Raw genomic sequence first — 11,522 nt, forward strand, 5'->3', positions numbered from 1 at the left:
TTTAAGCTTACGCCGGGTCGAAAGCAGAAAATTAAATTTGCCCCCATGAAAATACAGATCTGGAGTGATGTAATGTGCCCGTTTTGCTACATAGGCAAACGCAGGTTTGAACTGGCTTTACAACAATTTGAGCATAAAGATGCCATTGAGATTGAATGGAAAAGCTTTCAGTTAAACCCCAATCTGGTTACTGATACCACCATAAATATCAACCAATACCTGGCAGATATCAAGGGCATTACTTTAGATCATGCTAAACAGATGAATGAGCAGGTAACCCAAATGGCTGCCCAGGTTGGCTTGGCTTACGATTTTGATAGAGCCATTGTTGCTAATAGTTTCGATGCGCACCGTTTTGCGCACCTTGCGAAACAAAACAGCCTTGGCAATGAAGTTGAAGAAGCCTTGTTCAACGCTTACTTTACGCAAGGTAAAAACATATCAGACCACGATACTTTGGCTGAATTGGGCAAACAAATTGGCTTGGATAAAGCAGAAGTATATCACACGCTTAGCGGCAATAAATACGCCGTTAACGTACAGCAAGACATTGCGCAGGCGCAGCAACTAGGCGTACGTGGTGTCCCGTTTTTTGTGATGGATAATAAATACGGTATATCAGGTGCACAGGAAGTACCTACCTTTGTGCAAACTATTGAAAAAGCTTATACCGAATGGGTAGCAGCTAACCCGCAAACCAAACCTGAGGTTATTGAAGGCGACAGCTGCGAACCAGGCGGCAGCTGTTAATATGTTGCGCTCCAAGGCGGATGATCTTATAAGCTGGCCATTAACCTGTCATTTTGTGACTTTGAGCTAACACAAACAAATGTACATTTGGCATGTTAATCATTTGATTAATTTTATAGGGAACAACTAAGTGCTTTATTAACTTTTTACACAAAACAGTCAGGAATTATCTTGCATATTGATACCTTTACCACAATTAATGGACACCGAAATAAGCACCACTCCTCCACTCAAAAAGGCTAGAAAAGGCAAAATCAGTGTTTTTTTAGTAAGTCTTTATAATATACACAAGTTTATTATCCGGTTTTTTAAGGAAGCATTTGTGCAACCTTTTGAATTTAAAGAGATAGTAAGGCAGTGTTATGAGGTTGGTGTGCGCTCATTTACGCTGATAACTTTGACCGGTTTTATCGTAGGGTTGATATTCACCAAACAATCTCGCCCTTCATTGGGGCAGTTTGGGGCTACGTCATGGCTGCCATCATTGGTTTCGATAGCTATTATGCGTGCCCTGGCACCATTGGTTACTGCGCTAATTGCTGCCGGCAAGGTTGGCTCAAGCATAGGCGCCGAGCTTGGCTCAATGCGCGTTACCGAACAGATTGACGCCATGGAAGTATCGGGCACCAAGCCCTTTAAATTTTTGGTATGTACCCGCGTTATTGCCACTACCCTAACCATACCCATATTAGCTACCTATACCGCTTTCGTTGCTATGTTTGGTGGATACATTAATGTAGCGGTTAACGAGGGAACCAGTTTAAACACTTTTGTACAAGGCTTTTTTGACCCCTTGACGTTTACAGATTTCACCTCATCGCTGGCTAAGTCCATAGTTTTTGGTTTTACTATAGGTATTGTAGGCTCATACCAGGGCTATTACTCTACCAAAGGAACTGAAGGTGTAGGTAAAGCAGCCAATGGCGCAGTGGTAACGGCTATGTTTTTAATATTTATTGAAGAGATTGTTATTGTACAAATAACCAGTTGGTTTAGATAAGATATAGCACATGCACAAACCAAAGGCACCCATAGATTACAATAACCCGGTTATCACAATCAAAGGCTTAAAAAAATCCTTTGACGATTACCACGTGCTGCGCGGTGTCGACCTTGAACTTTTTCAGGGCGAAAACCTGGTTGTATTGGGCAGATCAGGCACCGGTAAATCGGTGTTGATAAAGGTGATATCTGGCCTGTTGGATGCCGACGCTGGTTCTGTAAATGTATTGGGCCAGAATATTGACCACATAAGTGAGGAAGAACTGCAAAAGCTTCGTATCCGCATAGGTTTTTCGTTTCAAAACAGCGCGTTGTACGATAGTATGACGGTTCGTAAAAATCTGGAGTTTCCGCTGGTACGTAACCGTAAGGGAATTACAAAAGGCGAAATAGACGACGCGGTTGAAAGCGTACTTGAAGCAGTTGGCTTAAGCCAAACTATCAACCAAATGCCGTCAGAATTATCGGGCGGACAGCGTAAGCGAATTGGCATTGCCCGCACGTTGATATTAAACCCCGAGATTATGTTATATGATGAGCCTACAGCGGGGCTTGATCCTATAACGTGTATAGAAATCAATGAACTGATTAACGAGGTGCAAGAAAAATATAAAACGTCGTCCATCATCATTACGCATGATCTTACCTGTGCTAAGCAAACCGGCGACCGCATAGCCATGTTGCTTGACGGGCAGTTTCAGCGCCAGGGTACGTTTGATGAAGTTTTTGATACAAATGATGCAAGGGTAAAACCATTTTTTGATTACAATTTTATAAAATAGATTTACAACAATATTACAATGGATACAACAGAAAATAAACGCGCGATAAAGGTGGGCCTATTTTTAGGCCTGGGCCTCATCGTATTTATCGTTGGCGTTTTCACGTTGGGCAGTCAGTCTAAAACTTTCTCAAAAAGCATACACATCAGCGCGGTGTTTGATGACGTTTCCGGATTGAAAACCGGTAACAGCGTTTGGTTTTCGGGTGTTAAAGTGGGCAGCATCAGCAAGATACGTTTTATCGGCCCCGGCCAGGTAGACGTAGGCATGAGCATTGACGAAAAGTCGCAGCAATATGTTCACCGTAATGCAGGCGTGCACATGGGGTCAGACGGTTTAATAGGTAACAAAATTATTGTTATTGATGGCGGTAGCCCACAGGCACCAATCATTCAGGAAGGCGATGTATTACAAACCGAAAAAATAACCTCAACCGATGATATGCTAAAAGTACTGCAGCAAAACAACCAAAACCTTTTATCAATAACCGGCGACTTTAAACTTTTAAGCCGCAAGATATTAAAAGGCGAGGGCACGGTAGGTACATTGATGGCCGATAGCGTTGTAGGTAACCAGTTTAAAAACGCTATGAGTAACTTTGAAAAAAGCAGCCAGAGTGCAGCCCGTTTAGCGGCGCAATTAGAGCGTTTTACCACGAAAATGAACAGCAAAGGCGGCCTTGCAGACAAGTTACTAACCGATACAGCAACTTTCGCGTCTATTAGATCTGCAGCTACTAAATTAGAGCAAGCCGCTAACAGCGGTGCAGATGCAGCCCAAAGTTTAAAAACAGCTACAGACAAATTTAACCGTACAGATAACGCAATCGGCGTATTGTTAAATGACCAGGAAACCGCAGCCAAATTAAAAAGCACCGTTGGCAATTTACAACAGGCATCGGTTAAAGCAAATGATGACCTGGAAGCTCTACAACACAACTTTTTCCTTAAAGGCTTTTTTAAAGACAAAGCAAAAGCTAAGGCCGACAGCATTAAGAAAGCTAATAAGAACTAGAGCAGGATTGAAAGATCAAAATATTTTTTTAAGCCGATGAGTTCAACTCATCGGCTTTTTTTGTAAAGTGCTGTAATCCTGCAGTAGTTAAGTCCTGTGGATCTTAGTTGAAACAAGTTTTAATTTCATAGGTTAATATAATGTTACCCCATTTAGGGCGACATTAAACTTAACCACAATGACGACCGAAAAATCAACGACAGACAGCGAGGCTTCAGTTAAAAAGCCTGAAGATAAAACTGCTATCGAAGTCCATACAGATTATCCCCTCAGCGAAAAGGACGAAGTAAAAAAGGCCGAAGAAAACTTACAGCAAGCCCAGAAAAAGTCCGACAAGTAAATTTTATACCAACGCTGGTTGCAAAACCATTTTGCATTGTAAATTAGCAGGATGAAGAATTTACTATTGCTTGTTCTGGCTTCGCTAGTTCTGGCATCATGTGGCGCATCTATAACACCCGAAACCTTGCACGGCAAGTGGAAATATACCAGGGTGCGTAATCCAAAAGCCAGTCCGCCGGATAGTGTAAGCTCAGTTACTTTAGGCATTGAGAAGCCTTATATCGAGTTTACAAACAAAGACAGCCTGATTATCCATTGGGACGGCCGGGTGCTGTCGCATGGCACGTATAAGCTGGAGGGGCGCAATATTATCTACAAAGAAGTTCTGGCAGATAACAGCACTCGCGAGTTTCCGTTTTACATCGAGAACGTAGACGGCAAACAAATGATGTTTACTACTAAAGGCGAAGATGGATCAGAAGTTACAGCGGTTAAACAATAACAATATGAGTCACTCAGAAAATCAACAGATCAATCCAATATTTCCAAAAGGCCAGCCCGTTCCTGCCGAATATTTTACAGGTGAGGCATGGTTAACCCCATTAGTGCCGCTTGATTCGGTTTTCAATACCGTTATAGGCAATGTAGTGTTTGCGCCGGGTGCACGTAACAACTGGCACACCCACCCGGGCGGCCAAATTTTAATTGTAACTGATGGCTTAGGCTATTATCAGGAAGTAGTTAAACCGATACAGTTACTTAAAAAGGGAGATGTGATTACCATACCACCGGCAATTAAACATTGGCATGGTGCATCGCCTGATAGTGCGTTTACCCATATAGCTATAAGTACAAACGCGCAAACTGGCGTAGTAGACTGGCTAGAACCTGTCACTGACGAAGAATACAATAGTTTTGATAGCCCATTCAATAGCTAGCCATCGCAGACCGGTAAATTGGCTTTAATAAAATCTAAGATAAAAGGTGATACTTACCAGGTTTTAGGCACATAGTATAAAAGACCTTGATATGCCAAACAGCAATAGTCAAAATAAAATCATACAACGGCAGCACCTTTTTGTCAGCTTATATAAAAGCGCGTTTCCTGTGGTGGCCAAATATATCAGCCGCATGGGCGGCAGTTTTGACGAAGCTAAAGACGTTTTTCAGGATGCGTTAGTGGTTTATTATGAGCGATTAGTTAATCCGTCAGCAACTTTAGATAATGACATTGCTTACCTGGTTGGCACGGCAAAAAATCTTTGGCTTAAAAGGTATCGCCAAAATAACCAAAATGTACCGCTGGGTGACATTGAACTATGGGACGAAGATCAAGAACATCCATCAAATAAACGCCTCATGCGCTTTTTAGGAACTGCAGGGCAAAAGTGTATGGAACTGCTGAAAGGCTTTTATTATGATAAACTTTCACCCGCCGAAATAGCCGAAGGCTTTGGCTACTCGGGCATCCGCAGCGCTACGGTGCAGAAATATAAGTGTTTGGAAAAAGTTAGAGAAACCGTTAAACAAAAAGCATTGGTGTATGACGACTTCATGGAATGAAACCAAACAGATAGAGGCGCACCTGCAAGGCACCACTCACCCCGGCGACGCGCTGTTATTTGAAGCACGCCTGGTGCTGGACAATACCCTTGCCGATAAAGTAATGTGGCAGCAAAAAGCTTACGGCGTTATACAACAATATGGCCGTCGCCAGTTAAAAAAAGAGATTGAACAGGTGCATCAGCAACTGTTTATACAGCCCGCTCACGTCAGCTTTGCTGAAAAAATAAGGCAGCTGTTTAGTATAAAGTAAACCACAAATTTTATGAATATTGACAAAAACGAGTTCCGCAAATTTGCGGTAGGGCATTGCTATGTCCAAAAAGACAGGGTTGACAACTATATCAACGGTATAACGCAATCCGCCATACCAACCGCTATGACACCTTACATTACCGAGGAACGCGAGTTACGGGTATCGCAAATGGATGTATTTTCAAGGTTAATGATGGACCGTATCATCTTTATGGGTGCGCCTGTCGAGGCTAACATTGCCAATATTGTGCAGGCACAGTTGCTGTTCCTGCAATCAACCGACCCGAAGAAGGATATTCATATGTATATTAATTCGCCGGGTGGCGAAGTTTATGCCGGTTTTGGAATTTACGATACTATGCAGCTTATCAGTCCGGATGTGGCAACCATTTGCACCGGCATGGCGCTATCATTTGGGGCGATATTACTGTGTGGTGGCGCCAAAGGCAAGCGTAGCGCCCTGCCCCACTCGCGCGTAATGCTGCATCAACCGCTGGGCGGCGTACAAGGCCAGGCATCGGACATTGAGATAACCGCCAACCAAATCTTAAAAGTAAAAAAAGAGCTTTGCGACATTGTGGCCAAACACAGCGGCCAGGACCATAAACGTGTTTTAGAAGTAAGCGACCGCGACCACTGGATGATTGCCAGTGAAGCCAAAGAGTTTGGGGTGATTGATGAAGTGTTAGCGTAAGTAAGTTTTGTGAGCCCGACCGGCAGGCCGGCAGCTTTTACTTAATGCCCCACCATCCCCGCACTCCCACTCGCTTCCACCTTATGCACTATCCGCTTACGCCCTATTACCAAAATCAACAACCCCATAAACGCCGTGGATGCCATGATAGCCGACATAGGAATTGAAGAATGGCTATCAAATATGCCGATGCCCAAGGTGGTTAATGAGCCTAAGCCTAACTGTAAAGCGCCCAATAAAGCCGATGCTGTACCTGCGTTCTTTTCAAATGGAGCGAGTGATAATGCCGAAGCATTAGGGCTAACCGTACCTACGCAGCACAGCATAACAAATATTAAGGCTATGGTGCTGTATAAACCGTACCACTGGTAAAGGCTGCCTACTAAAAATAGTACCGACACAATAACCTGCACAGTTAAAGCAACAAAGACGATCTGCTCGCTTTTAAATTTCTTTAACAGCAGGTTATTTACCTGGCTTGAGCCTATAAAACCTACTGAAAGTATTGCGAAGATCCATCCGTACATTTTGGCGCTTACTTTAAACACCTCCATAAATACTATTGGCGATGCCGAAACATAAACAAACAATCCAGCGAATGCGAAAGCACCAGTAAAGGCATAAGTGTAAAACTGAGGCTCTTTAATAACTGATAAAAAGCTATTGATGATTGGTGCCGGCTTAAGCGAGTAGTCAGGGTCGGGTTTGTAGCTTTCGGGCAGAAAGAATATAACCGCCAGCAGTATTGCCAAAGCCATTAAGCCCAATATGACAAATATTTCATGCCATCCCCAAGCTTCGGTAACATAACCGCCGATAGTTGGCGCCAACATGGGCGATGCACCCAATATCAGTATCAGCAAAGCAAATATCTTAGCGTTTTGATCAAGCGGAAAAATATCCCGCACCATAGCCATAGCCGCCACACCGGCAGCACAAGCGCCAATAGCTTGTATTAGCCGCACCCATATCAGCATTTCAATACTTGTTGATAAAAAACAGCCCACAGATGCCACCATATAAAGTACCAAGCCAAAGTATAAAGGTTTTTTGCGGCCATACTTATCCAACAAAGGGCCATACAATAGCTGCCCCGCCGCCAAGCCTATAAAAAAGCTGGATAACGAAAGCGAAACTTGCGCCGTAGTAGTATGAAGTGATTTAGCTATAGCGGGGAAACCCGGAAGATACATATCAATTGAGAACGGCCCTAACGCTGTGAGAGACCCTAAAATGAGTACCGTGAAAAAATAACGCCGCTTAGTCATAAAGTAACTTTAAAAGCTTGCAAAGATCGCTTTAATGTATTACGCTGGGGTAATTTTAAGGTAATTATTTAAACTAAAACTGTATAGAATAAAATACATATTTATAAAGTTATAACCTGTAAAATTAGTTTTATAGTAGCTTTAAACTTTGGCGTGTTATTTGAGTCTATGCATATAACTAAACATAATAGAAATGAAAAAGTTAATTATATATAGCGGCTTAATAGGTTCAGTTTTACTGTCATCAGTAAACCTTACTAAAGCACAAGAAAAAAGCGGAATAAGCGAACAAGGTAAAGGCGCCATCATTGGAGGTGCCGGTGGCGCCGTAGTTGGCGGTATTATAGGTAAAAATGCAGGTGGCGCTTTAATTGGCGCAGGGCTTGGCGCCGGTACCGGTTATATTATTGGTAACGAGAGTGCTAAGGCAAAAGAGAAAAAACGTAAAGCCGCTTATCGTGCAGCTTACTTTAAAAAACATGGCCATTACCCAAATGCCTATGTATACAAGAAATCAAAGCAATAACTATTGATGCTTAAATAAAGCCCGTCTATGCTACTGCAAAGACGGGCTTTTGTGTTTTATTATTATATTAAAGCTCATTTAACAACGTTATCTTTTAAATGATAAAAGGTTTATTTACAGGTATTTTTTGTTTTATTCCCTACTTACTTTGGGCGCAGATTGATAGCGGAGCTGTAAGTTATGGGCAAGTAGACACGGTAAATAAGCTGGATTTGATTGACATTGGCCGCTCAATTATTGATATCCCCAGCCGGAAGATAACTGACGACGACAATAAAAAGATCTTTTTTTCTTTTCTGCCTATATCTTCAGCAGGAGCTACTGATGGTAGGATGCTGGTAACCTCTACCACGGCGGGCTTTTACCTGGGCAGTAAAAAAACTACTTACTTGTCATCCCTTAATTTTACGCCTTATTTGAACTTCACAGGACGTTACGGCTTACCTATTCGCTCAAATATTTGGCTAAGAGACAACAGTTTTAACATTGTAGGCGATACCCGTCTGCTGGTGTATCCACAATATACCTGGGGATTGGGTGGCGGACAGTCGTCTAACAATAAATATTTGGTTGATTATAAATATGTGCGCTTTTATCAAAGTGCGCTTAAACGCATTACCCCGTACTTTTTTGCAGGTATTGGCTATTATTTAGATTACTATATTGATATGGAAAGCGACAACGGATCCGGCTCAAATTTGAAAGCTTTCACCAATTATCAGTTTGGAACCGAGGCTAAGAAAAACTCGTTCTCATCAGGCCCTGTCATAAATTTAATGTACGATACCCGTAATAACTCCATTAACCCACTACCCGGCTGGTTTGCTAACATTATTTACCGTTATAACATGAAGGCGCTGGGCAGCAATGATAATTGGCAGTCGTTATATGTTGATGTGCGTAAATACCAGTCGCTCACTAATACCCCACGTAAAAATATGCTGGCATTTTGGTTTTACTACTGGTCGTCGCTTTCGTCGGGGACGCCATACTTAAATTTGCCGGCTATTGGCATGGACCCCTACCAACGCTCAGGTCGTGGTATTGAGCAAAATCGTTACCGCGGGCAAAACCTTTTATATTTTGAAACGGAGTATCGATACGACCTCACCAATAATGGCCTGCTGGGTTTTGTTGCCTTTGCAAATATTAACTCGGCCAGTCAGCCTAACAGCAGGCAGTTTAGATATTTTAACCCGGCGGCGGGCGCAGGATTACGTATCAAATTCAACAAAAAATCAGACACAAATATTGGTATCGACTATGGTTTTAGCCGTGATTACTCCTCGATTCGCATAAACCTGGGCGAGACTTTTTAACAAAAAGCAGCTCTATTGCATGGAATGGCTGTTTTTAATTAATTATTAAGTATCCTAATTATTACGATAGCGGGGTTGGAATTCTCGTTTGATCAAAGTATATTTGACTATAATTTCGAAAACATTACGCAGTCACAACGAGCTTAATTTCGGATTACCTTTATACTACATTTGTTGTTTTCGAAGCATTAATACCTATTCATGTCAAAACGTATTTTAATCTTAGACGACAATCAGGATATCCTGGAAATTGTTCACGAAACCCTTGCTTACGAGAAGTTTGATGTTAAAAGTACGTCTAACGGCGAAGACGTAATGCCCTTGGTGGCTGAATTTAACCCTAATTTGGTAATACTGGATTACCGGGTAGCAGGCATAAATGGCGGGGACCTGTGTAAGCAGATCAAATGCCATCCACAGTACAAAGACATACCTGTTATTATTTTCTCGGCATACATTAACCACGATGACGAGTTGATGGGCTATGGTTGCGATGCCATTATAAATAAACCTTTTGACCTTACCGAACTTGTAGATAAAGTTAACGGCCTTATTTCTTAATATCCTTAATTTTTTTGGTAATATTTTATATTCGGCTCAAAACAATATTTACATAGGCACGTTGTGATGATAGTTGCGTAAGTAATCTTTTTAGTTGCAAACTATTTAATTGATTATTAATGCTTACTATTGTTATAACTAAATACTACTCATTAACTTATTTTTTAGATGAAGATTTTTATTGCAAAGCTACCTTACCAATACGAGGCTGCTGACCTTACCGAACTTTTTGCACCATTTGGCGAAGTAGGCTCTGCTAACGTAATTATGGATCGCGAAACAGGCCGCAGCAAATGCTACGCCTTTGTTGAAATGCCAAACGATGAAGAAGCGCAAAGTGCGATTACCGCGCTTGACGGAAAAGAAATTTTAGACAAGGCTATAGCAGTTAGCGAAGCCAAAGAAAAAACCGACAGACCAGCTGGCGGCGGTGGTTACCGCGGCGGCAGTGGTGGTGGCGGCGGTGGCTACAACCGTGGCGGTAACAGCGGTGGTGGTGGCTACGGCGGCGGCGGCGGTGGCGGCTACAACAAAGACCGCAGCAGCGGCGGTGGTGGCGGTGGCTACAATAAAGATCGCAGCAGTGGCGGTGGTGGCGGCGGTAGCTACAATCGCGATCGTGGTGGTAATGGCGGCGGTGGCGGTTATAATAAAGACCGTGGCGGCAATTCAGACTACTAATCTGTAAAAAACATATATAAAAGGCCTGATCATGATAAATGATCAGGCCTTTTTAGTTCAATTTAATTCAATTTAAACCCAAGCCCAAACTGCCAAACCTGGTTTCGGTAGTTAGGCGCATAAGTATTGCCGCGATAATCCGTTTTCTGCAGGTCAATCGTATATCGGGCGTGCACATCAACCGACCTGTTGATGTCAAAGCTTATACCCACTACCCCACCCAGGTATGATTTGTGTCCGGCGTTATCTTCATAGTAATGTTCTGTAGAAGTAACGAACCCATCATCATAAGTGTTAGTAGTAGATACCAGATAGGACAATTGAGGGCCGACAACCACATTAAACGTCGGGGCTACCTTAATTTTTGCCAGCAATGGCACATCAATATAATGAGTGCGTTCTGTGTAGATGCCGTTAACAGTGGTTGCCTCATAACCTTTTTGAGAATACAAAACCTCAGGTGCAAACGACAACGGATAGATAATGGGCAGATCAAGCGTTAAACCCGCGTTAAGCCCTAAAATACTGCCGGTGCTGTAATTGTTATAGCCCGAACTGGTTTGATTGGCAACACTCGCCCCTATCTTCAAACCAATTTTAGGCCCATAAAAATCTGTGTATGACCGCGAGTTATTGTTTCTTGGCGCGCGGGCATATCTGCGCTGCGCGCTGACGGAACCTGCTACGAGCAGCAGGCATATCGCTGAAAGGAAAATCTTTTTCATAATGATGTTTTATAATGTTAATTATGGTTTTTAGAGCAGGCGTATCGGCGAAGGTTTATTTGCACGGCGATATTTTTAAACCGCACAGCAAAAACCTGTA

The 11,522-nt window shown here is 42.6% G+C and carries 16 protein-coding genes; 14 read left to right on the top strand and 2 right to left on the bottom strand.

All coding sequences use genetic code 11. The features are described from left to right. Positions 1-45: 45 nt before the first annotated feature. The 10 genes from ACFSYC_RS05870 (at position 46) to ACFSYC_RS05915 (ending at position 6,342) form a co-directional block, all read left to right on the top strand. Complete coding sequence (locus ACFSYC_RS05870; RefSeq protein WP_377124508.1) at positions 46-750, top strand: DsbA family oxidoreductase; 705 nt, start codon at positions 46-48, stop codon at positions 748-750. A gap of 199 nt (positions 751-949) precedes the next feature. Continuing rightward, positions 950-1,750: an MlaE family ABC transporter permease gene (locus tag ACFSYC_RS05875; RefSeq protein ID WP_377124510.1), complete on the top strand. Its 801-nt coding sequence runs from the start codon at positions 950-952 to the stop codon at positions 1,748-1,750. A gap of 10 nt (positions 1,751-1,760) precedes the next feature. Then, complete coding sequence (locus ACFSYC_RS05880; RefSeq protein ID WP_377124512.1) at positions 1,761-2,534, top strand: ABC transporter ATP-binding protein; 774 nt, start codon at positions 1,761-1,763, stop codon at positions 2,532-2,534. 18 nt (positions 2,535-2,552) lie between these two features. After that, positions 2,553-3,548 (top strand): MlaD family protein, encoded by a 996-nt coding sequence (locus ACFSYC_RS05885; protein ID WP_377124514.1) that lies wholly within the window; start codon positions 2,553-2,555, stop codon positions 3,546-3,548. 178 nt (positions 3,549-3,726) lie between these two features. Next, the gene (locus ACFSYC_RS05890; RefSeq protein ID WP_377124516.1) at positions 3,727-3,888 is read left to right on the top strand and encodes a hypothetical protein; all 162 of its coding nucleotides are present in this window, start codon (positions 3,727-3,729) and stop codon (positions 3,886-3,888) included. A 51-nt stretch (positions 3,889-3,939) separates the two neighbouring features. Further along, complete coding sequence (locus ACFSYC_RS05895; RefSeq protein ID WP_377124518.1) at positions 3,940-4,332, top strand: hypothetical protein; 393 nt, start codon at positions 3,940-3,942, stop codon at positions 4,330-4,332. A gap of 4 nt (positions 4,333-4,336) precedes the next feature. Then, entirely contained in the window at positions 4,337-4,768 is a 432-nt protein-coding gene (locus tag ACFSYC_RS05900; protein WP_377124520.1) for a (R)-mandelonitrile lyase, read from the top strand. Positions 4,769-4,859: 91 nt separating this feature from the next. Beyond that, positions 4,860-5,393 carry an RNA polymerase sigma factor gene (locus ACFSYC_RS05905; RefSeq protein WP_377124522.1) on the top strand — a complete coding sequence of 178 codons (534 nt, stop codon included), beginning with the start codon at positions 4,860-4,862 and terminating at the stop codon, positions 5,391-5,393. Continuing rightward, the gene (locus ACFSYC_RS05910) at positions 5,374-5,646 is read left to right on the top strand and encodes a hypothetical protein (protein WP_377124524.1); all 273 of its coding nucleotides are present in this window, start codon (positions 5,374-5,376) and stop codon (positions 5,644-5,646) included. The genes ACFSYC_RS05905 and ACFSYC_RS05910 overlap by 20 nt, the downstream gene beginning before the upstream one ends. Positions 5,647-5,658: 12 nt before the next feature. Then, complete coding sequence (locus ACFSYC_RS05915) at positions 5,659-6,342, top strand: ATP-dependent Clp protease proteolytic subunit (RefSeq protein WP_377124526.1); 684 nt, start codon at positions 5,659-5,661, stop codon at positions 6,340-6,342. Positions 6,343-6,383: 41 nt separating this feature from the next. Here ACFSYC_RS05915 and ACFSYC_RS05920 read toward each other — a convergent pair whose 3' ends face one another. Continuing rightward, on the bottom strand, positions 6,384-7,610 hold the full coding sequence (locus ACFSYC_RS05920) for a multidrug effflux MFS transporter (protein ID WP_377124528.1): 1,227 nt from the start codon (positions 7,608-7,610) through the stop codon (positions 6,384-6,386). A 193-nt stretch (positions 7,611-7,803) separates the two neighbouring features. On the opposite strand from ACFSYC_RS05920, the gene ACFSYC_RS05925 reads away from it, so the two are divergent. The 4 genes from ACFSYC_RS05925 (at position 7,804) to ACFSYC_RS05940 (ending at position 10,697) form a co-directional block, all read left to right on the top strand. After that, on the top strand, positions 7,804-8,136 hold the full coding sequence (locus ACFSYC_RS05925; protein ID WP_377124530.1) for a YMGG-like glycine zipper-containing protein: 333 nt from the start codon (positions 7,804-7,806) through the stop codon (positions 8,134-8,136). A gap of 98 nt (positions 8,137-8,234) precedes the next feature. After that, the gene (locus tag ACFSYC_RS05930) at positions 8,235-9,455 is read left to right on the top strand and encodes a hypothetical protein (protein ID WP_377124532.1); all 1,221 of its coding nucleotides are present in this window, start codon (positions 8,235-8,237) and stop codon (positions 9,453-9,455) included. 201 nt (positions 9,456-9,656) lie between these two features. Beyond that, on the top strand, positions 9,657-10,016 hold the full coding sequence (locus tag ACFSYC_RS05935) for a response regulator (protein ID WP_377124534.1): 360 nt from the start codon (positions 9,657-9,659) through the stop codon (positions 10,014-10,016). Positions 10,017-10,184: 168 nt separating this feature from the next. Beyond that, on the top strand, positions 10,185-10,697 hold the full coding sequence (locus ACFSYC_RS05940) for an RNA recognition motif domain-containing protein (RefSeq protein WP_377124536.1): 513 nt from the start codon (positions 10,185-10,187) through the stop codon (positions 10,695-10,697). Between the two features lie 62 nt (positions 10,698-10,759). Here the strand turns inward: ACFSYC_RS05940 and ACFSYC_RS05945 are convergent, their stop codons facing one another. Then, positions 10,760-11,422 carry a porin family protein gene (locus ACFSYC_RS05945; protein WP_377124538.1) on the bottom strand — a complete coding sequence of 221 codons (663 nt, stop codon included), beginning with the start codon at positions 11,420-11,422 and terminating at the stop codon, positions 10,760-10,762. Positions 11,423-11,522 lie beyond the last annotated feature (100 nt).

Origin of the sequence: Mucilaginibacter antarcticus (assembly GCF_042686155.1) — a bacterium.
Taxonomy (GTDB): domain Bacteria; phylum Bacteroidota; class Bacteroidia; order Sphingobacteriales; family Sphingobacteriaceae; genus Mucilaginibacter; species Mucilaginibacter antarcticus.